20 protein-coding genes are annotated in these 25,765 nt (G+C 70.0%); 15 read left to right on the plus strand and 5 right to left on the minus strand.

Features of this window, described 5'->3' with window-relative positions; all coding sequences use genetic code 11:
* The first annotated feature begins 118 nt into the window (after window positions 1–118).
* The 3 genes from sucC (at window position 119) to JX005_RS03965 (ending at window position 2,738) form a co-directional block, all read left to right on the plus strand.
* Entirely contained in the window at window positions 119–1,282 is a 1,164-nt protein-coding gene (gene sucC, locus JX005_RS03955; protein ID WP_214466133.1) for an ADP-forming succinate--CoA ligase subunit beta, read from the plus strand.
* Between the two features lie 33 nt (window positions 1,283–1,315).
* The gene (gene sucD, locus JX005_RS03960) at window positions 1,316–2,218 is read left to right on the plus strand and encodes a succinate--CoA ligase subunit alpha (RefSeq protein WP_214466134.1); all 903 of its coding nucleotides are present in this window, start codon (window positions 1,316–1,318) and stop codon (window positions 2,216–2,218) included.
* 79 nt (window positions 2,219–2,297) lie between these two features.
* On the plus strand, window positions 2,298–2,738 hold the full coding sequence (locus JX005_RS03965; protein ID WP_214466135.1) for a nitroreductase family deazaflavin-dependent oxidoreductase: 441 nt from the start codon (window positions 2,298–2,300) through the stop codon (window positions 2,736–2,738).
* Between the two features lie 130 nt (window positions 2,739–2,868).
* Here the strand turns inward: JX005_RS03965 and JX005_RS03970 are convergent, their stop codons facing one another.
* Window positions 2,869–4,341: an NCS2 family permease gene (locus JX005_RS03970; RefSeq protein WP_214466136.1), complete on the minus strand. Its 1,473-nt coding sequence runs from the start codon at window positions 4,339–4,341 to the stop codon at window positions 2,869–2,871.
* A 120-nt stretch (window positions 4,342–4,461) separates the two neighbouring features.
* Between JX005_RS03970 and JX005_RS03975 the strand changes: the two genes are divergently transcribed.
* The 7 genes from JX005_RS03975 to JX005_RS04005 all read left to right on the plus strand — a co-directional run bounded on the left by JX005_RS03975 (window position 4,462) and on the right by JX005_RS04005 (window position 14,482).
* A complete protein-coding gene (locus tag JX005_RS03975) occupies window positions 4,462–5,946 on the plus strand; it encodes a cell division protein PerM (RefSeq protein ID WP_214466137.1) in 1,485 nt (494 codons plus the stop codon).
* 4 nt (window positions 5,947–5,950) lie between these two features.
* Window positions 5,951–6,598 carry a phosphoribosylglycinamide formyltransferase gene (gene purN, locus JX005_RS03980; protein ID WP_214466138.1) on the plus strand — a complete coding sequence of 216 codons (648 nt, stop codon included), beginning with the start codon at window positions 5,951–5,953 and terminating at the stop codon, window positions 6,596–6,598.
* A 23-nt stretch (window positions 6,599–6,621) separates the two neighbouring features.
* Window positions 6,622–8,226, plus strand: a complete 1,605-nt coding sequence (purH, locus tag JX005_RS03985; protein WP_214466139.1) for a bifunctional phosphoribosylaminoimidazolecarboxamide formyltransferase/IMP cyclohydrolase — start codon at window positions 6,622–6,624, stop codon at window positions 8,224–8,226.
* Between the two features lie 205 nt (window positions 8,227–8,431).
* A complete protein-coding gene (locus tag JX005_RS03990; RefSeq protein WP_214466140.1) occupies window positions 8,432–9,958 on the plus strand; it encodes a DNA-3-methyladenine glycosylase 2 family protein in 1,527 nt (508 codons plus the stop codon).
* The gene (locus JX005_RS03995; RefSeq protein WP_214466141.1) at window positions 9,955–10,467 is read left to right on the plus strand and encodes a methylated-DNA--[protein]-cysteine S-methyltransferase; all 513 of its coding nucleotides are present in this window, start codon (window positions 9,955–9,957) and stop codon (window positions 10,465–10,467) included. Before JX005_RS03990 ends, JX005_RS03995 begins: the two co-directional genes overlap by 4 nt.
* A 359-nt stretch (window positions 10,468–10,826) precedes the next feature.
* Entirely contained in the window at window positions 10,827–12,668 is a 1,842-nt protein-coding gene (locus JX005_RS04000) for an ABC transporter ATP-binding protein (RefSeq protein ID WP_214466142.1), read from the plus strand.
* Window positions 12,665–14,482: an ABC transporter ATP-binding protein gene (locus JX005_RS04005; RefSeq protein WP_214466143.1), complete on the plus strand. Its 1,818-nt coding sequence runs from the start codon at window positions 12,665–12,667 to the stop codon at window positions 14,480–14,482. Before JX005_RS04000 ends, JX005_RS04005 begins: the two co-directional genes overlap by 4 nt.
* Window positions 14,483–14,538: 56 nt before the next feature.
* Here JX005_RS04005 and JX005_RS04010 read toward each other — a convergent pair whose 3' ends face one another.
* Window positions 14,539–15,462 carry an N-acetylglucosamine kinase gene (locus tag JX005_RS04010; RefSeq protein WP_214466144.1) on the minus strand — a complete coding sequence of 308 codons (924 nt, stop codon included), beginning with the start codon at window positions 15,460–15,462 and terminating at the stop codon, window positions 14,539–14,541.
* A gap of 182 nt (window positions 15,463–15,644) precedes the next feature.
* Window positions 15,645–16,097, minus strand: coding sequence for a GNAT family N-acetyltransferase (locus JX005_RS04015; protein ID WP_214466145.1), 453 nt, complete (start codon window positions 16,095–16,097; stop codon window positions 15,645–15,647).
* A gap of 143 nt (window positions 16,098–16,240) precedes the next feature.
* Between JX005_RS04015 and JX005_RS04020 the strand changes: the two genes are divergently transcribed.
* Window positions 16,241–18,460: an NADP-dependent isocitrate dehydrogenase gene (locus tag JX005_RS04020; protein ID WP_214466146.1), complete on the plus strand. Its 2,220-nt coding sequence runs from the start codon at window positions 16,241–16,243 to the stop codon at window positions 18,458–18,460.
* Between the two features lie 74 nt (window positions 18,461–18,534).
* Here JX005_RS04020 and JX005_RS04025 read toward each other — a convergent pair whose 3' ends face one another.
* Both JX005_RS04025 and JX005_RS04030 read right to left on the minus strand, forming a co-directional pair.
* Window positions 18,535–20,451, minus strand: a complete 1,917-nt coding sequence (locus JX005_RS04025; protein WP_214466147.1) for a L,D-transpeptidase family protein — start codon at window positions 20,449–20,451, stop codon at window positions 18,535–18,537.
* A 102-nt stretch (window positions 20,452–20,553) separates the two neighbouring features.
* Window positions 20,554–21,018 (minus strand): hypothetical protein, encoded by a 465-nt coding sequence (locus JX005_RS04030; RefSeq protein WP_214466148.1) that lies wholly within the window; start codon window positions 21,016–21,018, stop codon window positions 20,554–20,556.
* Between the two features lie 145 nt (window positions 21,019–21,163).
* On the opposite strand from JX005_RS04030, the gene JX005_RS04035 reads away from it, so the two are divergent.
* From JX005_RS04035 to JX005_RS04050, 4 genes are all read left to right on the plus strand, one after another.
* A complete protein-coding gene (locus JX005_RS04035; protein ID WP_214466149.1) occupies window positions 21,164–22,363 on the plus strand; it encodes an ROK family transcriptional regulator in 1,200 nt (399 codons plus the stop codon).
* Window positions 22,364–22,458: 95 nt separating this feature from the next.
* The gene (locus JX005_RS04040; RefSeq protein WP_214466150.1) at window positions 22,459–23,703 is read left to right on the plus strand and encodes an extracellular solute-binding protein; all 1,245 of its coding nucleotides are present in this window, start codon (window positions 22,459–22,461) and stop codon (window positions 23,701–23,703) included.
* A 121-nt stretch (window positions 23,704–23,824) separates the two neighbouring features.
* Entirely contained in the window at window positions 23,825–24,817 is a 993-nt protein-coding gene (locus JX005_RS04045; protein WP_214466151.1) for a carbohydrate ABC transporter permease, read from the plus strand.
* Window positions 24,814–25,728 (plus strand): carbohydrate ABC transporter permease, encoded by a 915-nt coding sequence (locus tag JX005_RS04050; RefSeq protein WP_307858487.1) that lies wholly within the window; start codon window positions 24,814–24,816, stop codon window positions 25,726–25,728. Before JX005_RS04045 ends, JX005_RS04050 begins: the two co-directional genes overlap by 4 nt.
* The last annotated feature ends 37 nt before the right edge of the window (window positions 25,729–25,765 follow it).

A 25,765-nucleotide genomic window follows, 5' to 3' on the forward strand; every position in this document is an offset into this window, starting at 1 on the left:
CGCTGCGGTCAGGAGCGCCCGGCAGGCGGTAGTAGGCTGGGGCACTGGTCGATATCTCGACGTCGAGACGCTTTTCGCGTCATCCCACCCCCATTCGCCACCTGCGAAGGAATGCACTGTGGATCTGTACGAGTACCAGGCACGTGACCTTTTCGAGAAGTACGAGGTGCCGGTTCTCGCCGGCATCATCGCGGACACGCCGGAGGAGGTGCGGGCCGCAGCCGAGAAGATCGGCGGAGTCGTCGTCGTCAAGGCGCAGGTCAAGACCGGAGGCCGCGGCAAGGCCGGTGGCGTGAAGGTCGCCAAGACCCCCGACGAGGCCTATGAGGCCGCGAAGGCCATTCTCGGCCTCGACATCAAGGGCCACGTCGTCAAGCGCGTCATGGTCGCGCAGGGCGCGCGCATCGACAAGGAGTACTACTTCTCGGTGCTGCTCGACCGCGCGAACCGCTCCTACCTCTCGCTCGCGAGCGTCGAGGGCGGCATGGAGATCGAAGAGCTCGCCGTCGAGCGCCCCGAGGCCCTCGCCCGCGTGAGCGTCGACCCGCTGCAGGGCATCGACAAGCAGAAGGCCGTCGAGATCGCCGAGGCCGCCGGCTTCGCGCCCGAGCTCGTCGACAAGGTGAGCGACGTCTTCGTCAAGCTCTACGCCGTCTACAAGGGCGAGGACGCCACGCTCGTCGAGGTGAACCCGCTCATCCTGTCGGAGGAGGGCGAGGTCATCGCCCTCGACGGCAAGGTCTCGCTCGACGAGAACGCCGACTTCCGCCACGCGGGTCACTCGCTGCTCGAGGACAAGGCCGCGGCCGACCCGCTCGAGGCGAAGGCCAAGGAGAACGACCTCAACTACGTCAAGCTCGACGGTCAGGTGGGCGTGATCGGCAACGGCGCGGGCCTCGTCATGTCGACGCTCGACGTCGTCGCCTACGCCGGTGAGAACCACGGCGGCGTGAAGCCCGCCAACTTCCTCGACATCGGCGGCGGCGCCTCGGCCGAGGTCATGGCCGCAGGCCTCGACGTCATCCTGGGCGACCCGCAGGTCAAGAGCGTCTTCGTCAACGTGTTCGGCGGCATCACGGCGTGCGACGCCGTGGCCAAGGGCATCGTCGGCGCGCTGGCAGAGCTGGGCTCGAGCGCCTCGAAGCCGCTCGTGGTGCGCCTCGACGGCAACAAGGTCGAGGAGGGCCGCGCGATCCTCCGCGACGCGAACCACCCGCTCGTGACCCTGGCCGAGACCATGGACGAGGGCGCCGACAAGGCCGCCGAACTCGCCAACGCCTGAGCCCCGACATCCGGAACTAGGAAAAGAACAGACATGTCGATCTTCCTCAACAAGGACTCCAAGGTCATCGTCCAGGGCATCACCGGCGGCGAGGGCACCAAGCACACCGCGCTCATGCTCAAGGCCGGCACCCAGGTCGTCGGCGGCGTGAACGCCCGCAAGGCCGGTACGACCGTGCTGCACCGTGACGCCGACGGCAACCCCGTCGAGCTCCCCGTCTTCGCCTCCGTCGCCGAGGCCATCGAGAAGACCGGCGCCGACGTGTCGATCGCCTTCGTGCCGCCGGCGTTCACGAAGGACGCCATGGTCGAGGCCATCGACGCCGAGATCCCGCTGCTCGTCGTGATCACCGAGGGCGTGCCCGTCGGCGACACCGCCGAGGCGTGGGCCTACGCGCAGTCGAAGGGGAACACGACCCGCATCATCGGACCGAACTGCCCCGGCATCATCACGCCCGGCGAGTCGCTGGTCGGCATCACGCCCGCCAACATCACCGGCAAGGGCCCGATCGGCCTCGTGTCGAAGTCGGGCACCCTGACCTACCAGATGATGTACGAGCTGCGCGAGATCGGCTTCTCGACGGCCATCGGCATCGGCGGCGACCCGGTCATCGGCACCACGCACATCGACGCGCTCGCCGCGTTCGAGGCCGACCCCGAGACCAAGGCCATCGTGATGATCGGCGAGATCGGCGGGGACGCCGAAGAGCGCGCGGCCGACTTCATCAAGGCCAACGTCACCAAGCCCGTCGTCGGCTACGTCGCCGGCTTCACGGCGCCCGAAGGCAAGACGATGGGCCACGCCGGTGCGATCGTGTCCGGCTCGGCCGGCACCGCACAGGCGAAGAAGGAGGCCCTCGAGGCCGCCGGCGTCAAGGTCGGCAAGACCCCGAGCGAGACCGCCGAGCTCATGCGCGGCATCATCTCCGGTCTGTAGACACGCGTTTTTCGAAGGGGCGGATGCCGCGGCCAGGGCCGCGCGTCCGCCCCTTCGTCGTGCGGGTTAGGGTGAGGGAATGCCGCTGACCGGAGAGTACAAGCCGTCCACATCCGACTGGGCCCGCAAGCAGGCCGAGGCGTACGAGGCCTCGAACGGGCAGAAGGCCAACACCCTGCGCGGTGTGCCGATCATCGTGCTGACGTCAGTCGGCGCCAAGAGCGGCGGACTCCGCAAGACGGCGCTCATGCGCGTCGAGCACGACGGCCGATACCTCGCCGTCGCCTCCAAGGGCGGCCACCCCGAGCCGCCGCAGTGGTACTGGAACATCGTCAAGAACCCGCACGTCGAGCTGCAGGACGGCGCCGTCAAGCGCGACTACCTGGCGCGGGAGCTGTCGGGCGAGGAGCGCACCGAGTGGTGGGCCCGCGCGGTCGAGGTGTGGCCCGACTACGACCAGTACCAGACCAAGACCGACCGCCAGATCGCGATCTTCCTGCTGGAGCCGGTCGAGGCCTGACCCTCCCGGGGTCCGGCGTCGGCGCCGGGGCGCCGGGTCGGCCGGGCGCAGAATCGGAGATCAACGGCGAAACGCCGGGACGAGGCATCCCCGTCCCGGCGTTTCTCGCACGATCTCCGAGTTGCGGCGGTCAGCCGGCGAGGAGCAGCTCCAGCGGGCCGCGGGCGAAGTAGAGCACGAACCCGGCGGCGACGATCCACAGCAGCGGGCTGATCTCCTTCGCCTTGCCCGACAGCGACCGCACGATCACCCACGAGATGAAGCCCGCGCCGATGCCGTTCGCGATCGAGTAGGTGAGCGGCATGACGGTGACCGCGAGGAACACCGGCAGCAGCACCGAGAAGTCCGAGAAGTCGATGAAGCGGATCTGCGCCATCATGAGCGCACCGACGATGACCAGAGCGGATGCCGCGACCTCGGTGGGCACGATCGACACGAGCGGGGTGAAGAACATCGCGACGAGGAACAGCACGCCGGTGACCACGTTCGCAAGACCGGTCCGCGCGCCCTCGCCGATGCCGGCGCCGGACTCGATGAACACGGTGTTCGACGAGGCGGACGCGTAGCCGCCCGCGACGGCGCCGACGCCCTCGACGATCAGCGCCGACTTGATGCGCGGGAAGTCGCCCTTCGCATCGGCGAGGCCCGCCTCCTTCGAGAGGCCGGTCATGGTGCCCATGGCGTCGAAGAAGTTCGTGAAGACGAGCGTGAAGACGAGCATGAGCGCGGCGAGCCAGCCGATGCGCTCGAACGAGCCCAGCGACACCTGGCCGATGAGCGACAGGTCGGGGATGCTGACGAGCGACGCCGGAAGCTCGGGCACCGAGAGCCCCCAGCCGCCCGGGTTGACCTCGTCGCCGGCGAACTTGGGGCCGATGTCCCAGATCGCCTCGACGACCACGGCGAGAACCGTGCCGCTGACGAGGCCGATGAGGATGCCGCCCTTGACCTTGCGCGCGACGAGGATGCCGGTCAGCAGGAGGGTGAACACGAAGATGAGGGCGGGCACGGTTGCGACCGATCCGTCGACGCCCAGGCCGACCGGGGGAGAGGATGCACCGGTCGTCGTGACGAAGCCGGCGTCGACGAAGCCGATGAAGGCGATGAACAGGCCGATGCCGACCGTGATCGCGAGCTTGAGCTGCACGGGCACCGCGTCGAAGATCATGCGGCGCAGGCCGGTCGCCGCGAGCAGCACGATGATGAGGCCGTTGATGACCACGAGGCCCATCGCCTCTGCCCACGTGACCTGACCGACGACGGACACGGCCAGGAACGAGTTGATCCCGAGGCCGGCGGCGAAGGCGAACGGCAGGCGGGTCACGAGGCCGAACAGCACCGTCATGACGCCCGCGGTCAGCGCCGTGACGGCGGCGACCTGCGTGAACCCGAGGGAGTTGCCGTCGACGTCCACGCCGCCCGACAGGATGATCGGGTTCAGGATCACGATGTACGCCATCGTCACGAAGGTCACCACGCCACCGCGGACCTCGGCGCCGACGGTCGAGCCGCGGCGCGTGATCTCGAAGAAGCGGTCCACCCTGCTGCGCGGTTCGGGGGACTCTGCGGTGGTGTCGACGACGGGCGACGGGGCTGTGCTCATGAAAACCTCCGCGCTCAACGTTAGCGCTCACCGACTGGTGGGAACGACCAGGCCGGATGCTGCGACCGGCCGCTCCGCCGTCCGGGACCCGGCCCGGGCGCTGGGTAGGGTCGATGGCGCATGCATCGCCTCACCGTCGCCCTCCTCTCCGCCGTCGACGCCGCCATCGCGGTGGCCGTCGGCATCGCGGCGACCCTCGCCCCGCTGACGCTGCTCTTCGTCTTCACCTTCGGCGCGGGCGCCGACTGGTCGGCGCTCTGGCCGGCGGGGGTCACGGCGTGGCAGTTCGGCAACCTGGTGCCGCTGCTCGTGACGCTCCCGGCGGAGTACGTCGCCGCCACGGGGATCGACCCGGCCGCGGCATCCTTCACTCTCTCCCTCGCTCCGCTCGCGTTCGCCGGGTTCACGATGATCTTCGCGGCGCGCTCGGGTGTGAGGGCGTCGCGTGCGGATGCCTGGGCCACGGGTGTCGTGTCGGGCACGGCGGCGTTCGGCCTGCTGGCGACGATCGCGGGCTTCACGTCGCAGAACCTCGTGGCCGACGCCGAGCTGTGGCAGGCGATCCTGGTGCCGACGCTCGTGTTCGGTCTGCTCTCGCTCGCCGGCGCCGTCGTCACGGAGTGGCGCGAGGCCGGAGCCGGCCCGGTGGCGCAGTTCCGGGATCGCATCGAGGCCGTGCCGCACGGCTGGGGAGAGGTGCCTGCGCTCATCGCCCGCGGGTCGGCGGTCGTCGTCGTCGGCCTGATCGGCCTGGGCGCGGTGGTCACGGCGGTCGCCGTGCTGCTGCGCGGCGGCGAGGTCGTCGCTCTCTTCCAGGCGGGCAACGTGGACGCGCTCGGCGCGGTCGTCGTGACCCTCGCGCAGCTGGCCTACCTGCCGACCCTCGTGATCTGGGGCATGACGTTCGCCGCCGGCCCCGGCTTCGCCGTCGGCGAGGGGACGGCGGTGTCGCCGTCGGGTACGCAGACGGGCGTCGTGCCCGGCATCCCGATCCTCGGCGCCGTTCCCGACTCGACGACGCCCTGGCTGCTGCTGCTCGCCCTCGTGCCCGTCGCGCTCGGCGCCCTCGCGGGATGGATCGCGCGTTCGCGCCTCGTCGCGCCCGGGACGGCGCTCCGCGACGGTGCCGTCGCCGCGGATGCGGCAGCCGATGACGAAGGTCCGGTCGTCTTGACCGGGCTGCTCGCCTCGGCGCCCGTGATCGAGCCCGAGGCCGCGCCGTCTCCCGCGGGGAACGACGATCCGATGACCGCGCGCCTCGCCATCGTCGCGGGCATCGCGGTGGTGTCCGCCGCCGGTGCGGCTCTGCTTGCGGCCATCGCCTCGGGCTCCCTCGGGCCGGGTCGCCTCGCCCACGTCGGCCCCGAGCCGGGCCCCGTCGCCCTCGCGGTCGGGCTCGAAGTGCTCGTCGGGGCGTCGATCCTCCTGCTGTCGCCTCGCGGGCGGTCCCGCGCCGGCGAGTCCCGGTGGACGGTCGTGGAGCCGGAGACGCCCGTCGATCCTCCCGAGACGGATCGGGATGCCTCGCCCGCCCCTCTCGCGGACGAGCAGTCGACCCTCGACCTGGGCCCCCGACGGCCCGGCGCGAGCGCGCCGGTAGACTAGCCGGGTGCTCACGGTCGCGGTCCTCATCTCGGGCACAGGGTCGAATCTGCGCGCTCTGCTCGATGCGGCCGCCGACCCCGATTACCGCGCCGAGGTCGTCGTCGTCGGCGCCGACCGCGAGGCCGACGGCTTCGCCCACGCCGAGGAGTACGGCATCCCCTCGTTCATGGTGCCGTGGGCGCAGTTCGCGTCCCGTGAGGAGTGGGGCGCCGAGCTCAGCGCGCAGCTCGCCGTGTGGCGACCCGACCTCGTCGTGCTGAGCGGTCTCATGCGGCTTCTGCCGGCGTCCCTCGTCGACGAATGGTCGCCCCGCATCATCAACACCCATCCGGCCTACCTGCCCGAGTTCCCCGGCGCCCACGGCGTGCGCGACGCGCTCGCGGCCGGTGTGCGGCAGTCCGGCGCCAGCGTCATCATCGTCGACAACGGGGTCGACTCAGGCCCGATCCTCGCCCAGGAGCGCGTGCCCGTGCTCCCCGGCGACGACCAGCACACCCTTCACGACCGCATCAAGCCCGTCGAACGCCGGCTGCTGATCGACGTCGTCCGGCGCATCGCGTCCGGCGAGCTGGATCTGCAGGCCGCCTCGGCGAGCGCGGTCGCCCCGTCGACGGTCGCCGAGGGCGACGTGTCGGCATCGCCCGCTTCCTGACCCCATCGACGAGGAGATCCTCCATGGCCGGCCCGAGCCACGACCCCGCCCTGTACCGCCACCGCGACGCGGTCCCGATCCGCCGCGCCCTCGTGTCGGTGAGCGACAAGACCGGCCTCCTCACGCTGGCGGAGGCCCTCGCCGCCGCCGGCGTCGAGATCGTCTCGACCGGGTCGACCGCTGCGACGATCCGCGAGGCCGGGCACGACGTGACGGATGTCGCCGCCGTGACCGGATTCCCGGAGTCGCTCGGCGGGCGCGTGAAGACCCTCCACCCCGGCGTGCACGCCGGTCTGCTCGCCGACCTGCGCCTCGACGACCACGAGCAGCAGCTGGACGAGCTGGGCATCCAGCCGTTCGAGCTCGTCGTCGTCAACCTCTACCCGTTCGTCGAGACCGTGCGCTCCGGCGCCGAGGGTGACGACGTCGTGGAGCAGATCGACATCGGCGGGCCCGCGATGGTGCGTGCGTCGGCGAAGAACTTCGCCAACGTCGCGATCGTCGTCTCGCCCGAGTCGTATCCGGCGATCATCGAGGCGGTCGGCAGCGGCGGGACCACCCTCAAGCAGCGTCGCGAGCTCGCCGCGCGGGCCTTCGCCCACACGTGCGAGTACGACCGGGCCGTGGCGACCTGGTTCGCCGAGCAGACGCTCCGCGAGCCCGACCTGCCGCAGCACCTCACCATCAAGGCCGAGCGTCTCGCCACGCTGCGCTACGGCGAGAACGCGCACCAGCGCGCCGCCATCTACACGAGCGTCGGCGGCCACGGCATCGCCCAGGCGACGCAGCTGCAGGGCAAGGAGATGTCGTACAACAACTACGTCGACGCCGACGCCGCCCTGCGCGCCGCCTTCGACATGGTCAAGCCCGCGGTCGCCATCATCAAGCACGCCAATCCCTGCGGCATCGCGGTCGCGGCCCCCAACGCCCTCGACCCCATCGCGAGCGCCCACCTGCGTGCGCACGAGTGCGACCCGGTGTCGGCCTACGGCGGGGTGATCGCAGCCAACGGCACCGTCACACTCAAGATGGCCGAGAACCTCAAGGACATCTTCACCGAGGTCATCGTCGCCCCCTCGTTCGAGCCGGCGGCCCTCGAGGTGTTCAAGGCGAAGAAGAACCTCCGCCTGCTGCAGCTCCCCGACGACTGGCAGCAGGAGCGCATGGACGTGCGCCTCGTCTCGGGCGGGCTCCTCCTGCAGGACGCCGACCGGTTCCCGTCCGACATCGAGTCGGTCGCCACGGACTGGGAGCTCGTCTCGGGCGAGCGCCCCGCGGCCGAGGAGATGGAGAACATGATCTTCGCGTGGAAGGCCTGCCGGGCCGTGAAGTCCAACGCGATCGTGCTGGCCAAGGCGTCGGCGACCGTCGGCATCGGCATGGGCCAGGTCAACCGGGTGGACTCGTGCCGGCTCGCGGTCGAGCGAGCCGGAGACCGCGCAGCGGGGTCGGTCGCGGCATCCGACGCCTTCTTCCCGTTCGCCGACGGGCCTCAGGTGCTCCTCGACGCCGGCGTCGCGGCGATCGTGCAGCCCGGCGGATCCGTGCGCGACGAAGAGGTCATCGAGGCCGCGCGCGCCGCGAACGTGACGATGTTCTTCACCGGCGAGCGCCACTTCTTCCACTGACCCGCCCGGGCCCCTCCCCCTGGTCGTCCCCGTTTTTCGCGAGACTTCATCGGTGCACCGAGACTGCGGCTGGTGTCCGCGGTCTCGGTGCACCGGTGCCTTCTCGCGGGTGGGGACACAGGGCCGCCGATCACGCTACCCCGCGGGAGATCGTCGTGTCCGATTTCCGCTAGAGGATGTCGGCGGGGCATGTCAGGCTGAGGACATGAGCAGCCCGGCCATGACCTTCGACGAGCGGTACCGCGCAATCGACTCGCGCGACACCCGCTTCGACGGGCAGTTCGTCACGGCCGTCCGCTCGACCGGCATCTACTGCCGCCCGAGCTGCCCCGCGCGCACACCCAAGCCGTCGAATGTGACGTTCTACCCGACCAGCGCCGCGGCGCACGAGGCCGGCTTCCGCGCCTGCAAGCGCTGCCTACCCGAAGCCGCCCCGGGGTCGCCCCAGTGGAACCTCCGGGGCGACACCGCCGGGAGGGCCATGCGCCTCATTGCCGACGGCGTCGTCGAGCGCGAGGGCGTGCCGGGCCTCGCGCGGCGCCTGGGCTACTCGCCCCGCCACCTCACGCGGCTGCTGACGACCGAGCTCGGGGCCGGTCCACTCGCGCTCAGCCGGGCCCACCGTGCGCAGACCGCCCGCATGCTGCTGGTCGGCACCGATCTGGCCGCCGCCGACGTCGCGTTCTCATCCGGCTTCGCCAGCGTCCGCCAGTTCAACGACACCGTGCGCGAGGTGTTCGGCATGTCGCCGCTCGAGCTTCGCGCCCGTCGCCGCCTCGTGCCCGGAACCCGCGCCGTCGTACCCGCACCCGGCGCGATCGACCTCGTGCTGCCGCACCGCGGCCCGCTCGACGCCGATGGTCTCTTCGCGTGGATGGCGGCCCGTGCCGTCGACGAAGCCGAGCGCGCGACGCCGTCGTCCTTCGCCCGTACGCTCCGGCTGGCCGGTGGGCCGGCGTGGTTCGAGCTGCGGCTGGACGACGCCGGGCGCATGCGCCTGCGCGCGCGGCTCACCCACCTCGGCGACCTGTCGACCCTCGTGACCCGCGCCCGGCGCCTGTTCGACCTCGACGCCGACCCGATCGCCGTCGACGAGGCGCTCGCGCAGCATTCCGCTCTCGCTCCGCTGGTCGCGGGGCTCCCGGGCATCCGCGTGCCGGGCGCCGCCGATCCGCACGAGATGCTGATCCGCGCGATGGTGGGGCAGCAGATCACGGTCGTTGCGGCCCGTACCGCGCTGTCGGCGCTGACCGTCGCTCTCGGCGAATCGGTCGACGGCTTCGACGGCGCCACGCGCCTGTTCCCGTCGATGGCCGCCATCGCCGAGCACGGCGCCGACGTCCTGCGCGGGCCGGCCGCCCGCATCCGGTCCATCGTCGGTGCTGCGGCCGCCCTCGCCGACGGCACCCTGCCGCTGACGACAGGCGACGACGGCGCCGACCAGCGCGCCGCGCTCCTGGCGATGCCCGGCATCGGCCCGTGGACGGCCGACTACGTGCGCATGCGCGTACTCGGCGATCCCGACGTCTTCCTCCCCGGCGACGTCGCGGTGCGCTCCGGCGCCGTCGCCGCCGGTCTCCCATCCGAGCCGAAGCCCCTCACCGAGTGGGCGGCGCGCACCGCGCCGTGGCGAAGCTACCTCACCGCGCACCTGTGGCGCGCCGTCCCGCCGAGGCCCCCGCGCGTGCGCCGGGGCGCGGCATCCGATCTCCAGAAAGAGGCGAGCACATGAGCGTCGCGACCATCCAGACCGTCGACACCCCCGACGGAGCCTTCACGATCCTCACCGACGACGCGCAGCGCGTGCTGGCATCCGGGTGGACCGCCGATGCCGACCGCATCCTCGGCAGGCTGCGGGGGAACGATCGGCCGGCTATGGTGCGAGAGGGCGTGACGGATGCCGCGACCGCCGTCGCGGCGTACTACGACGGAGATCTCGCGGCCATCGACGACGTCGCCGTCGCGCAGCGCGGCACGGCCATGCAGCTCGCCGGCTGGGATGCGCTGCGCCGCGTCGAGCCCGGGCGACCGCTGACGTACTCGGAGTTCGCTGCCGTCCTCGGCTCGCCGAGCGCCGTCCGGGCGGCGGCATCGATCTGCGCACGCAACGCTCCCGCGCTCTTCGTTCCGTGCCATCGCGTGCTGCGCACGGGCGGTGCGCTCGGCGGATTCGCGTGGGGCCTCGAGGTGAAGCAGCGTCTGCTCGACCGCGAGGCGGGGGTTCCCGCGCTCATCGCCTGACGCGACCGCCTCGCCACCGCCCGCGCAGGCGGAAAGCGGTTGTTGCGTTCAGCGAACTCCCAGGTATAGGCTGGAGGGCTGTCGCGCTCAACAGGGTGCGGCAGTCCACTTCCGCTCTCACCAAGGAGGATGCCATGTATCAGGCCGCCATCGCCGCGAAGTCCGTCTTCGTCCTCCGCATTGCCGGGCCGAAGCGCCTCCGCGTCCAGGGGTAGACAGCTCCCTCGCGCATTCCGGCGATTTCGCCGGCTTCGGCATACCGCCGTCCTCCGGAGCGTTCCCTTGATCGGGGCTCCGTCGCGCCTCGCGCATCCTCCGACCCGACGCCGGGTCATCCGCACCACCCTCCCACAAGGATCATGACCACCACCGCCCTCCCCGACGGCACGACGCCGTCGCCACGGTCCGAACAGTCCACCATCCAGGCTCTTTCGCGGCTGCTCCCGTTCGCCAAGCCCGTCCTCCCGCGCCTCGTGATGGGCGCCGCCAGTGCGCTCGCGGCGAGCCTGCTCGCACTCTCGATCCCGCTCATCCTCGAGGTGATCGTCGCCGGACCCATCGCCTCGGGTGACATGACCCAGATCATCTGGGGATCGGCCCTCATCCTGGTCCTCGGCCTCGCCGAGGCCGCCATGGTGTGGCTGCGTCGCTGGTTCGTGCTCGGACCGGCCACCAAGGTCGAGTACGAGCTCCGCCACTCGTTCTACTCGCGCCTGCAGCGTCTGCCCGTCTCGTTCCACGACAAGTGGCAGTCCGGGCAGCTGCTCAGCCGCATGATGCAGGACATCAGCATGCTGCGCCGCTGGATGGCGTTCGGCATCGTGCTGCTGGTCGTCAACGCCCTCACGATCCTGGTCGGCTCGCTGCTGATCTTCCGCTGGCACTGGCTGCTGGGAACGATCTTCCTCGTCACGAGCGCACCGCTCTGGTACGCCGGCTACCGGTTCGAGAAGACCTACGGCTCGCTCGCGCGCCAGAGTCAGGACCAGGCCGGCGACCTCGCGACCTCGGTCGAGGAGAGCGTGCACGGCATCCGCGTGCTCAAGGCCTTCGGCCGCGGCAAGCACGCGTTGCAGAAGTTCACCCGCCAGGCCGAGACGCTGCGCGAGACCGAGCTGAGCAAGGCGCGCGCGATCGGCTGGATCTGGTTCTGGCTCGTCCTGCTGCCCGACATCGCCTTCGCGCTGTGCCTGGGCGCAGGCGTGTACCTCACCGCGGTCGGCCAGCTCCAGGCGGCCGAGCTCATCGCGTTCTTCGCGATGGCGACGGTGCTGCGGTGGCCGATGGAGTCGATCGGATTCCTGTTCTCGTTCACGCTCGACGCGCGGACGGCGACCGACCGCATCTTCGAGGTGTTCGACGAGGAGAACTCGATCGTCGATCCCGAGGCGCCGAGCACCATCGCCCGCCCGCGCGGCGAGCTCGCGTTCGAGGGCGTGCACTTCCGCTACCAGGACGCCGCCGCACGCGAGCGCGATCTGCTCGACGGCATCGACCTCGTCCTGCGCCCGGGCGAGACCATGGCGCTCGTCGGCCTCACCGGCTCGGGCAAGACGACGCTCACCACGCTGCCCGCGCGCCTCTACGACGTCACCCAGGGCCGCGTCACGCTCGACGGCGTCGACGTGCGCGACCTGACGCTCAGCGAGCTGCGCCGGCACGTCGGCATGGCCTTCGAGGACGCCACGCTCTTCTCGCAGTCGGTGCGTGACAACGTGCTGCTCGGCCGCGAAGACCTCGTGCCCGGAAGCCCCGAGGCCGAGGCCGTCGTGCGCGAGGCGCTGCAGGTCGCCCAGGCCGGCTTCGTCGACGACCTGCCGGACGGGGTCGACACGGTCATCGGCGAGGAGGGCCTGTCGCTCTCCGGCGGTCAGCGCCAGCGCCTGGCACTCGCACGTGCGGTCGCGGCACGCCCTGCCGTGCTCGTGCTCGACGACCCGCTGTCGGCGCTCGACGTCGACACCGAGGCTCTCGTCGAGGACGCGCTCCGTGAAGTGCTGCACGCGACGACCGCGCTCGTGGTCGCCCACCGCCCGTCCACCGTCATGCTGGCCGACCGCGTCGCCCTGCTCGAAGCGGGGCGCGTCACAGCGGTCGGCACGCACTCCGAGCTGCTGCGCGAGAGCGAGCACTACCGACATGTGATCTCGAGCCTCGAGGTCGAGGAAGCCCGTCTGCGGGAGAGGGAGGTGAACCTGTGAGCACCACGACCGTCACCGGAACCAGCGGCGAAGACCGCTCCGACTACACCAAGGTCGAGAGCAAGGCGATCCGCAAGCGTTCGCTGCGCCTGCTCGGCTCGCTCGTCACGCCCGTGCGGCGCGATCTGTGGCTCGCCGGGATCGTGCTCGTCGTGTCGACGATCTTCCGGGTCGCGGGTCCCGCCCTCATCGCCTATGGCATCAACCAGGCGCTGCCCACGGCGGTCGACCAGATGGACTGGCTGCCGACGATCGGCGTCGTCGTGGTGTACCTCGTCACGGGCATGGCCGGCGCGGCGCTCATCGGCTGGTACGTCGTCGTGGCCGCCCGGCTCACGCAGGCGATCATGCTCGACCTGCGCAAGCGCATCTTCCTGCACACGCAGCGGCTCAGCCTCGAGTTCCACGAGTCGTACACCTCCGGCCGCATCATCTCGCGCCAGACGAGTGATCTCGACTCGATTCGCGAGCTGCTCGACGGCGGCCTCAACGAGCTCGTCTCGGGCATCCTCTACGGCGGGTTCACGCTGGTCGCGCTGCTGCTCGTGGACTGGCAGTCGGGCGTCATCCTCGCGGTGATGGGCATCCCGCTGTTCCTCCTCATGCGCTGGTTCTACACGCGTTCGCAGGTCGTCTACCGGGAGTCTCGCGTCGTCAGCGCGAAGGTCATCGTCAAGTTCGTCGAGACGATGACGGGCATCCGCGCCGTGAAGGCATTCCGCAAGGAGACCCGCAACGACGAGGAGTTCGGCCAGCAGGCGAGCGACTACCGCGACGTGAACATGCGGACGATCCGCTTGTTCGGCACGTTCGAGCCCGGCCTCATGGCCGTCGCCTCGGTCACCCTGGCGTTCGTCCTGCTGTGGGGCGCATTCCGCGTCGTGGACGGCACGCTCCTGCTCGGAACGCTGCTGGCCGCGGTGGTCTACGTCCGCAACTTCTTCTCGCCGCTGCAGGAGGTCGCGTTCTTCCTGAACTCGTACCAGTCCGCGACGGCCGCGCTCGAGAAGGTCTCGGGCGTGCTCGAGGAGCAGCCCACGGTGCCCGACCCGGCCGAGCCGGTCGACCTGTGGAGTGCGCGCGGTCACGTGCGGTTCGACGACGTCCTGTTCGGATACTCGAACGACCGCGTGATCCTGCCGGACTTCTCGCTCGACATCCCGGCAGGTCAGACGATCGCCCTCGTGGGAACGACCGGTGCCGGCAAGTCGACGCTCGCCAAGCTCGTGTCACGGTTCTACGACCCGACGCGCGGCGCGGTGACCCTCGACGGGGTCGACCTGCGCTCGCTGCACCCGAAGGACCTCCGGCGCGCGATCGTCATGGTCACGCAGGAGGCCTACCTGTTCAGCGGCACGGTCGCCGACAACATCGCGCTCGGCAAGCCCGATGCGACGCTCGACGAGATCCAGGCCGCGGCACGCGCGGTCGGAGCCGACGAGTTCATCCAGGCGCTGCCCGACGGCTACGACACCGACGTGAACAAGCGCGGCGGCCGTGTCTCGGCGGGCCAGCGTCAGCTGATCTCGTTCGCGCGGGCGTTCCTCGCCGACCCGGCGGTGCTCATCCTCGACGAGGCGACCGCATCGCTCGACATCCCGAGCGAGCGCCAGATCCAGGACGCACTTCAGACGCTGCTGGCCGACCGCACGGCGATCATCATCGCCCACCGCCTGTCGACCGTCGCGATCGCCGATCGCGTCCTCGTCATGGAGCACGGCCGCATCATCGAGGACGACTCGCCCGAGGCGCTCATCGGCGGCGACGGTCGCTTCGCCAAGCTGCACGCGGCCTGGCGCGAGTCTCTGGTCTGACGACGGTTCCGGATGCCTCGGCCCCGCCTCGCGCGGCGGCCGGGGCATCCGCCGTCTCAGCTGCCGGCGGCCGACACGAAGGAAGCGAGCGGATGCTGCGGCTCGAGCTGCGCGAGCGCGAGCGCTCCGTCGATGCCCTGACCGCGCGGCTCGACGAATCGCGCGCCGGGCACGGCCGAGCGCAGGCTCGCCTCGAACTCCGCGCGCAGCAGGCGTGATCCGAACACGCCGCCGATCGTGCAGACCGCCGGCTCGTCGGTGTCGCCGACGCGGCGAAGCGCCGTCGAGACGCTCAGCGCGAGCTCATCGCCGGCGCGCACGAGGATGGTGCGCGACACCGCGTCGCCCTCTTCGGCCAGGCGCGCCGCCGCTTCCGCGAAGGATGCGACGACGCTGACCCGCTCGGCCGAGGACTGGAGGTCGATGTACGCCTCCGACAGCTCGGGCCACCGCGCCGCGGCGAGGTCCTGCAGCGCGGTGCCGGGGCCACGGCCGTCGTACGCGCGCATGACCGCCTCCAGGGCTTCGCGGCCGATCCAGTAACCGCTGCCGGCGTCGCCCATCACGTTGCCCCAGCCGTCGACGCGGGCGACGCTCTCTGGCCCGACGGCCAGCGTGACGACTCCGGTGCCGGCGGCCACGACCGCGCCGCGCGCCGGACCCATCGCCCCCAGGTACGACGTCGTCGAGTCGTGGGCGAGCACCACCCGGTCGATGCCGGCGTCGCGGACGAACGGAAGCAGGGCCGAGGCATCCGCTTCCCTCGAGGTGAGTCCTGAGACGCCGGCGGCGGCGATGACTCCCTGGCCGGGCTGCCACTGCGCCAGGGCGTGACGGACGGCGGCGGCGAGCTGGGGGAGCAGCGCCTCGTGCGTGCGGATGCCGGGCAGCACCGCGTCCTCGGTTATCGAAGGGGAGCGGAGCCGGAGCTTGATCCCGGTCTGCCCGGCGTCGATGGCCAGGATGCTCCGCGCGGTCACGGCACCCCTCTCGTCTCGCGATCCTGCCTCACCCTAGCGGCACCCTGACGGCGCCAAGACGGGCCGGAGCAGAGGGCGACGGAGCCTCGATGGGGGAGGGGTATTCGAGGCCCCGCCGCCGGTCTCGGGAGCCCGGGCGGGCTGTGTCGCTGCTGCTGTGTTCGGGTAGGAGCGCGAGGTCGTCAGAGACGGATCTCTGCGATGACTTCACCGTACTCGGTCTCGCCGACGGGTGTGAAGCCCACACGCTGGAAGAATGCTTCGGGTCCGCCTTCGCCGGCCTCGTAGATCACGTTGACGCGGTCGAGGCCCCGATTGCGCGCCTCTTCGAGGAGCTGCTCGACGGCGAATCGACCGACACCTCGGCCCTGATCGTCGGCATCGACGTTGATGCGCCACAGCACGGAGTGGAAGTGGTCGACGGGCGCCTCGGGGTCGAAGTTGGCGCTGACGAAGGCGACGACCTCGTCGCCGTCCAGCACGACGCGCTGCCAGGTGGTCTGGGGATTCATGACCGTGGCGGCGATGCCGTAGCTGACCGGTGCGAGGAACTGCTCCTGACCCGGCTTGAGCGACAGATTGTTGACCGCCACGATCGTGGAGGCGGAGAGTTCGACGAGTCGCAGATCAGCCATACGCACAGGCTAGCCCGGATGAGCGCGCCCGGCACCGCCCGATGATCTTGTTCACATGCGGTTTACACGGCGAGATATCTCGATGTCAAGATACTTTCGCCCTTGCGATAAGCTGGAATCACCACTGAACGGAGACGAACCCGGTGACCGACTCGACCATCATCTACACCTACACCGACGAGGCTCCGGCGCTTGCCACAGCATCGTTCCTGCCGATTGTGAAGGCCGTCACCAGCCAGGCGGGGGTGGATGTCGAGATCCGTGACATCTCGCTCGCGGGTCGCGTGCTCGCCGCATTCCCGCAGAAGCTCACGACCGAGCAGCAGGTGGGTGACGCCCTCGCCGAACTCGGCGGGCTGGCCACGCTTCCCGAGGCGAACATCATCAAGCTGCCGAACATCTCGGCGTCGATCCCGCAGCTGAAGGCTGCCATCGCCGAGCTGCAGGCGGCCGGATACGACATCCCCGACTATCCCGACGAGCCCGAGTCCGTCGAAGACAAGGACGTCCGCGCGCGCTACGACCGCATCAAGGGCTCCGCCGTCAATCCGGTGCTCCGCGAGGGCAACAGCGACCGCCGCGCACCGCTGTCGGTGAAGAACTACGCGCGCAAGCACCCGCACCGCAACAAGGCGTTCGCCGAGGGCTCCAAGACGCGGGTCGCGACCCTCGGACACGACGACTTCAAGTCGAACGAGAAGACGACGGTGATCCCCGCCGACGACGTACTCACGATCCAGCACGTCACTGCGGACGGCACCACGACCGAGCTGAGGAGCGGCATCAAGGTGCTGCCGGGCGAGATCGTCGACGCGACCTTCCTGTCGGCCGCCGCACTCGACGCCTTCCTCGCCGACACGCTCGCCGAGGCGAAGGCCGACGACGTGCTCTACTCCGTGCACCTCAAGGCCACGATGATGAAGGTCAGCGACCCGATCATCTTCGGCCACGTCGTGAAGGCGTTCTTCGCCGACGTGTTCGCCACGTACGGCGACAAGATCGCCGAGGCGGGTCTGACCGCGAACGACGGCCTCGGCGCGATCCTCGCGGGTCTGCCATCGGTCGAGGGCGGCGACGAGATCGTGGCAGCGATCACGGCCGGACTCGAGCGCGGCCCGCGTCTGTCGTACGTCAACTCCGACAAGGGCATCACGAACCTCCACGTGCCGTCCGACGTCATCGTCGACGCGTCGATGCCGGCGCTCATCCGCAACGGCGGCAAGCTGTGGGGCGTCGACGGCGGCGAGGACGACACGCTCGCGGTGATCCCCGACTCGTCGTACGCGAGCGTCTACCAGACCGTGATCGACGACGTCATCGCCCACGGCCCGCTCGACCCCGCCACGATCGGCACGGTCCCCAACGTCGGGCTCATGGCCCAGGCGGCCGAGGAGTACGGCAGCCACGACAAGACCTTCGAGATCGCGGCGCCCGGCGTCGTACAGGTGCTCAACGGCGCCGGCGACGTGCTGCTCGAGCACGACGTGCAGGCGGGCGACATCTGGCGCGCCACGCAGACGAAGGACATCGCGGTGCGCGACTGGGTCAAGCTCGCGGTCAGCCGCGCTCGCGCGACCGGCTCGCCGGCCGTGTTCTGGCTCGACGCCGCCCGCTCGCACGACTCGGCGCTCATCGGCAAGGTCAACGAGTACCTCGCCGACCACGACACCGACGGCCTCACGATCGAGATCCTCGCGCCCGCCGAGGCGACGCAGTACTCGCTCGACCGGCTGCGTCGCGGCGAAGACACCATTTCGGTCACGGGCAACGTGCTGCGCGACTACCTCACCGATCTCTTCCCGATCCTCGAGGTGGGCACGAGCGCCAAGATGCTCTCGATCGTGCCGCTCCTCGCGGGCGGCGGTCTGTTCGAAACCGGAGCCGGCGGCTCGGCGCCGAAGCACGTCCAGCAGCTGCTGCAGGAGAACTACCTCCGGTGGGACTCGCTGGGCGAGTTCTTCGCCCTCGCGGCGTCGCTCGAGCACCTGGCCACCACGACGGGCAACGTCCGCGCGCAGGTGCTCGCCGACACGCTCGACGCCGCCACCGGCACGTTCCTCGAGAACGACAAGTCGCCCGGTCGCGCGCTGGGCACGATCGACAACCGCGGCAGCCACTTCTACCTGGCGCTCTACTGGGCCCAGGAGCTGGCGTCGCAGCAGGCCGACCCCGCGCTGTCCACCGCGTTCACGCCGATCGCCGAGACGCTCGCCGCCCGCGAAGACGAGATCGTGGCCGAGCTGATCGCCGTGCAGGGCTCGCCGGCCGACATCGGCGGCTACTACCGCCCCGACACCGCGCTGGTCGAGGCGGTCATGCGCCCCTCGAAGACCTTCAACGGGATCATCGACTCGCTCGGCTGACCTGACGAAGAGAAGAGCGGATGCCTCGGCCGAGGCATCCGCTCTTCTCATTCACCCGCGAAGCGGGCAGGGCGTCAGGCGTAGACGTTGACCTCGGTGCCGGTGGGCGCCCAGTCGTAGACGAACTTGGCGACGTCGATCGGCATGTTCACGCAGCCGTGGCTCATCCGGTTGCCGAAGTTGTTGTGCCAGTAGGTGCCGTGGAAGCCCTGGTCACCGTTGAAGTAGGTCACCCAGGGGACGTTCTCCGTGCAGTAGCTGTTCTGGGCCTCGGGGTTGTAGCAGAGCTCGCCCATGTCCTGCATGCTCACGTGCGCGAAGATGCGGAACGAGCCGGTCTGCGTCGGCGTGCCCGGGAGGCCCGACGAGATCGCGTAGGAGGCGATCACCTGGTCGTTCTCGAAGAGATAGGTCGTCTGGGCGCTCAGGTCGACCTCGATGCGGCGCTCGAGCGCCGTCGTGGCGAACTCGGTCTCGGTGACCGGCAGCTCGTACTTCGCGTTGCCGGCGGCGAGCTGCGCGGCGTACTCGTCGGCGATGCCGACGGTGTCGCCGAGCTCGCGGCCCGGCACGCCGACGGCCAGTTCGGTGAGCACCCCGCCGCCCGAGTCGGTGATGACCTTGGCGTTGACGACGTCGCGGTTGACGGCGGCCGGAAGGGTGGCGACGACCTCCTCGATCGCGGCGGAGTCGACCGAGATGTCGAACGTTCCGCGCTCCCCGGGTGTGACGGTGAGCCACGACGCGGCCACCTCGCGTGCCACGGGAACGGTCCGCTCGCTGCCGACGTAGAAGCCGGCAGTCGTGAGGATGCCGTTGAGGCGATCGGCCGTGGCGTCGGCGACGTAGGTGGGCGTGGAGGCCTGAACGGGAGCCGAGACGGCGTCGAACTCGACGCGGGTCTCGCCCGCCTTGAAGGCGTCCTGCAGCGTCGCGCGCAGGGCGTCGACGTCGATGCCGGTCCCCGGCTCGGCGGGCGTCGTCACGTAGGAGACCGACGTCGCGTCGAAGGCCAGTGTGGCGTCGACCGGGTCGGAGTAGAGTTCCGGCGCGGCTGCCCGGAGCACGGAGCTCGCGGTCTCGTGGTCGATGCGCACCGGTGCGTCGACGGATGCCGGGAACCACGCCGTGACGTTCCACAGCGGGTTGGCGGCGAAGGCGTCGGCGACCAGGCCGCTCGCGTCGACCGATGCGCCGAGGTCGGCGCCGGTCACTTCGGCGTCGCCTCCCTCGCCGGTGAGGACGATGGTCGTGTCGGCGAGGCGCTGGTTCACGGCGTCGGTGGCGGCTGCGGTCGGCAGGAGCCCGACCGGCACGCCGGCGATCGATGTGCCGGGCGCGATGAGGGTGACCGAGGCGACGGCGAGTGCGATGACCGCGACTCCGGCGGCCAGGCCGATCCACAGCGCCTTGCGGCTCTTCTTGGGCGCGGGCTCGTTCGGTGCCCACGCGTACACCGGGGAGTCGGGACCGCCGCCGACGGGGGCGTCTGCGTCGATCGCGTCGTCGTCGGCAGGCGTGACGGGGGAGACGACCTCGGTGGGGGCGTCGGGCGCCGGCACAACCTCGGTGGTGTCGACGGCATCGAGGACCCTGGTCGCGTCGTCGGCCGGCTCGGTCGTGACGGGCTCGGTCTCGGTCTCGGTCTCGGTCTCGTCGACGGGATCCGCGTCGGCCTCGACCTCGGCCGCGGCCTCGTCGGCCTCGGCGTCGTCGACTTCAGCGTCTGCCTCGTCGACCTCGGCGTCGTCGACTTCAGCGTCTGCCTCGTCGAGGTCAGCGGAGTCACCGAGCTCTGCCTCGTCGACGTCAGCAGAATCAACGAGTTCTGCCTCGTCGACGTCAGCCGAGTCATCGAGTTCGGTCTCGTCGACGTCCGCAGAGTCGTCGACTTCGCCCGTTTCGGCGTCGGTGATCGCGGCGTCGTCGATGAGCGCAGCGTCGTCCGACTGCGCGTCCTCGGCTCCTGACTTGGTCGCCAGATCCGTCACGTCTTCACCCCCCGGTTGTGAGCAACGTTGCCCCCATGGTAAATGACAGGGCTGTGCGCGTGCGCAACGACCTGATCACGCTCTCGCACCGAGGCGCGCGCATCACTCGCTGGGTGCGCACAGCTCCTCGAAGCGAGCGCCGGTCTCCTTGAAGCTCGCGCCGAGATCCTCGAGCTCGCCGACCTTCGACGTGTCGCCTTCGACGATCGCGGCCATGAGGTCGGCCACCTGTCCGAACATCGCCTGGAGATCAGGGAGGATCGCGGCCACCTCCTCGTTGCTGACCTGCTCCGACGCGTCGGAGAGGCTCTGCACCGCGGCATCCATCGCCTCGACGACCGCGTCGGGGTCGTTGGGGTCCATGTTCTCGAACTCCGCTGTCGCCTCGGTCATGATGTCGTTGACGACCTCGCACGCTTCCGTCGTGGTCTGCGTGCCGTTGTCGGTCCCGCTCGCGGACTGGTCGCCGTTCCCGGCGCCAGGGCCCGTGCATCCCGTCAGGCCGATGAGCGCGACCGCCGCCAGAGTGAGCGCGGCGAGGCGGTGGGGGAGGTACGTCGTACGCATCGTCCCACTGTAGGTGACGGCATCCGGCTCTCGCAGGGCGGGCGGAAACTCCTTGCGACCACCCGTGTAACAGTTTTGTAAACACGCCGCCCAAACCGGTCGCGAGGGCTTGCGGTTCGTTTGTTCGTAAGGTCTACTAACAAACATGTCTGCATCGGAAGTGCAGCGCGGCTCTTCCACCATCGAGTCGCCGCACCCTTCAGGAAACGCGAACGCCCGCGGCTTCAGCTCGAAGCGCGCGCTGCGCCAGGGAGCCAAGGTCCTGCCCGAGCACGCCCGCGGCCACAACCGCGCTCTGGTGCTGCAGACACTCTTCCATCAGGGCGCCATGAGCCGCGCCGATCTCTCGCGCGAGACCGGCCTCACCCGCGTGACGATCTCCGACCTCGTCGGCGAGCTCATCGCCGACGGCTTCGTCGCCGAGAAGGGTGTGCGAGAGGCCTCCGGTCCCGGCAAGCCCGCGATCCTCGTCGACCTCGACCGCGACGGTCACCGGATCGTCGGCATCGACCTCTCGGAGAGCGACACCATCTTCGGCGCGGTGCTCACCCTCGACGGTGACATCGTCTTCCGACGCGAGGTCCCGCTGCCGACGGCCGACGACGTCGTCGCGACCGTCGTCGAACTGGCGAGAGTGCTCGTCGCAGAGTCGCACGCCCCGGTCCTCGGCATCGGGGTGGGCACCCCGGGTGTCGTCGACGATCGCGGCGTCATCCTGACCGCTCCGAACTTCGGGTGGGCGGGCTTCGATCTCGAGGGAGCGCTGCAGAGCGCGCTCAGCCTGCCGGTCCTCGTCGCCAACGACGCCAACGCCGCGGTGCTCGCCGAGTACACGTTCGGAGGCGCCGGCGACGACGTCCTGCTCGTGAAAGTTGGCCGCGGTGTCGGCTCCGGCCTTCTCGCCGGCGGCCAGCCGATGCGCGGGAGCCGCTTCGCCGCGGGCGAGATCGGTCACGTCACCGTCGGCACCGACGGCGGCCCGGTCTGCGGCTGCGGGAAGATCGGATGCCTCGAGGCGTGGCTGTCGGTGCCGTCGCTGTCATCGCGCTTGGCCGCGGCATCCGCTCCCGAAGATCGGGACGGCATCCTCCGCGACGCGGGGGAGCGCCTCGGGATCGCGCTCGCGCCCGTGGTCGGGGTGCTCGACCTGTCGGAGATCGTGCTCTCGGGCCCCATCGAACTTCTCGACGGACCACTCGCGGAAGCGACCGTCGAGACCCTCCGCAAGCGCACGCTGGCGCAGTTCCAGGACAGCGTGCGCGTGCGGATGACGGAGCAAGGCCAGGACATCGTCCTGCGCGGAGCGGCCGTCATGGTCCTGTCAGGACAACTCGGGGTGTCGTAGCCACGCACCCGGCCTGGGGTCCGAGAACCCCTAATTTCCCCCCGGATGGGTCACCCGACCCTTCCGAACCATCAAGAAACACGAAGGAAGACACCATGAACAAGAAGCTCGGAGCCCTCGCGCTCGTCGGCGCCGCCGCCGTCGTGCTCGCGGGCTGCGCCAGCGGCTCGGGCGGATCGAACCCCTCCGACTCGGCAGAGGCCGAGATCCGGGTGTGGCTCGTCGGCACCGACACTCCGCAGGACGCACGCGACTACCTGGTCGAGACGTTCGAGGAGGAGAACCCCGGTTCCACCCTCGTCATCGAGGAGCAGACCTGGGAAGGTCTCGTCGACAAGCTCACGACCAGCCTCTCGAGCTCGGACAGCCCTGACCTGGTGGAGTTCGGCAACACCCAGGCGCCCGCGTTCACGTCGGTCGGCGCTCTGCTCGACATCAGCGACGAGTACGAGGCCCTCGGCGGCGACGACCTGCTGCCCGGCTTCGTCGAGGCTGGATCGTACGACGGCAGCTTCTACGCGCCGCCGCTGTACTCGGGAGCTCGCGTGGTCTTCGCCGACCCCGCGCTCGTCTCGGAGGCGCCTGCGACGCTCGACGACTTCGTCGCGAACGCCAAGGACCTCGCGGCGGCGAACGAGGGCAAGTCGGGCCTCTACTTCGCCGGTCAGGACTGGTACAACGCGCTCCCGTTCATCTGGGAGAACGGCGGCGAGATCGCCGTCGCCGACGGTGAGACGTGGGACGCGCAGCTGAGCTCCGACGAATCCGTCGCCGGACTGCTGCAGGTGCAGGACCTCATGACGAACGCCTCGCTCGCACCGAAGGACGGCGACAACGCCGAGCCGTGGACGCCCTACTGCGAGGGCACCTCGATCCAGTTCTCGGCCCCCAACTGGGCGCTGGGTCTGGCCAGCGAATGCGAGACCGCATCCCCGCCGGCCGCGCCCTTCGTGTACGCGATGCCCGGCATGGACGGCGGCGCCGCCCAGGTATTCGCCGGCGGCTCGAACATCGGCATCTCGGCGAAGTCGGCTCACCCCGAGCTCGCGAAGAAGGCACTCGCCATCATCCTGAGCGACGAGTTCCAGACGATCTACGGCGAGAACGGCCTCATCCCGGCGAAGAAGTCGCTGGCCTCGACGCTCGGCGACACCCCCGAGGCGATGGCGTTCACCGAGGCTGCCGGCAACGCGAAGCTCACGCCCGCGTCGCCCAACTGGGCCGAGGTCGAGGCCGCGCGCATCCTCGAGGACTTCTTCGTGAAGATCGCTCAGGGCGGCGACGTCAAGGCTCTCGCCGAAGAGGTCGACGTCAAGATCGAGGACATCCTCAACGGCTGATCCCACAGGCGCGCTGCGCCTTCGGCTTCCACGCCGATGACGCGTCCGCGTCGAATCCGGGCCGGCGGTGCATCACTGCCCGCCGGCCCGGCCACCTGTTCTGCCCTTCCCAGGAGTCACCATGTCCACCGCATCCAGCCGGCTCACCCCGATGGTGCAGCCCGTCGACGGCGAGGGGGAGTTCCCGTCCACCGGGATCGAGCCGCCCGAGCGTCGCCGATTCCTCCGGCCCGGGACGCTCACTCCTTTCGCGCTGCTGACCCCCGCGCTGATCGCCCTCGTCGTCATCACCGGCTGGCCGCTCCTGCAGCTGCTGATCATGTCGTTCCAGGAGTACGGCCGCGCCCAGGTGTTCGGCGCTCCGCCCGAGTTCGTCGGCCTCGAGAACTACATCGACATCCTCACCGATGCGGAATTCTGGGGTGTCCTCGGCCGCTCCGTCGCCTTCGCCGCAGTGTGCGTCGTCGCGACCATGGTGCTCGGCGTCCTGATCGCGCTGCTGATGAACCGCCTCGGCAAGGTGATGCGCACCGTCGTCTCGGTCGGGCTGCTGCTCTCCTGGGCGATGCCGCCGCTGTCGGCGACCATCGTCTGGGGCTGGATCTTCGACCCGCAGTACGGGGTCTTGAACAACATCCTCACGAACTGGTTCGGTCTCGATTTCGCCGGCCATCCGTGGCTCCTCGAGCCGCTCAGCTTCTTCTTCGTCGCGGCCATCATCATCGTGTGGGGCGCGATCCCCTTCGTGGTGTTCACCGTGTTCGCCGGCCTCACCCAGGTGCCGGACGAGGTGCTCGAGGCCGCGCAGCTCGACGGCGCCGGCGGGACGAAGCGCTTCTTCCTCGTCGTCGTGCCGTACATCAAGTCGATCCTCGTGATCGTCACGATCCTCCAGATCATCTGGGACCTGCGCGTGTTCACGCAGATCTATGCGCTGCAGTCGATCGGCGGCCTCGCCGAGCAGACGAACACGCTCGGCGTGTACATCTACCGGGTGTCCCTCGGGTCGGGCGACTTCGGAGTCGGCGGCGCCATCTCCGTCATCGTCGTGCTGCTCCTCGCGGCCGTCTCGATCTTCTACGTCCGTCAGACCGTCAAGGAGGACTCGCTGTGAGCACCGCCACGGCCCCCTCGCCCTCCGCTCCGCGCGTCGTCGAACGCTCGGAGCGCGACCTCCGCTCCCGGCGCAGCCGCCGTCTCACGGCCGTCCTGCGCAACGCCGCCGCCGTCGTCGTCTTCGTCGCCTCGGTCTTCCCGGTGTACTGGATGGTCAACACGTCCTTCCAGCCGAACGGGCAGGTGCGCGGAGCCGATCTGCACTTCTGGCCCGACAACGGCACGCTCGAGAACTACGCCGCCGTCATGTTCGGCGATACGCGCGCCCCATTCGGCCCAGCCCTCGCCAACTCCATCGCCGTGACGCTGCTGACGGTCGTCGCCGCGCTCGTGATCGGCTTCCTGGCCGCGCTCGCCGTAACGCGCTTCCGCTTCCGCACCCGTGGAGCGTTCATCATCGCGATCCTCGTGGTTCAGATGATTCCCGCCGAGGCGATGATCATCTCGATCTTCCGGCTGGTCGACGGCTGGCAGCTGCTCAACACCATCCTGGGTCTGTCGTTGGTCTACGTCGCCACGGTGCTGCCGTTCACCATCTGGACCCTGCGCGGCTTCGTCAACGGCGTGCCTGCCGACCTCGAGGAGGCCGCCATGATCGACGGCCTGAGCAGGCCGCAGGCATTCTGGCGGATCACCTTCCCGCTGCTGGCCCCCGGCCTCGTCGCCACCGGCGTGTTCGCGTTCATCCAGGCCTGGAACGAGTTCGTGTTCGCCCTGGTGCTCAATCCGCGTCCCGAGGCCATGACGCTTCCGGTCTGGCTGCGCACGTTCCTCGACCCGAACGGGGGCATCAACTGGGCGGAGCTCATGGCGGCATCCACGCTCGTCGCCATCCCCGTCGTGGTCTTCTTCCTGATCATCCAGGGGCGCATGACGAGCGGCCTCGTCGCGGGGGCGGTCAAGGGCTGATGCGCGCGCACAACGACACCCTCTCCCGCGGGGAGAC

The organism is Microbacterium flavescens, from assembly GCF_018588945.1.
Lineage (GTDB): Bacteria > Actinomycetota > Actinomycetes > Actinomycetales > Microbacteriaceae > Microbacterium > Microbacterium flavescens.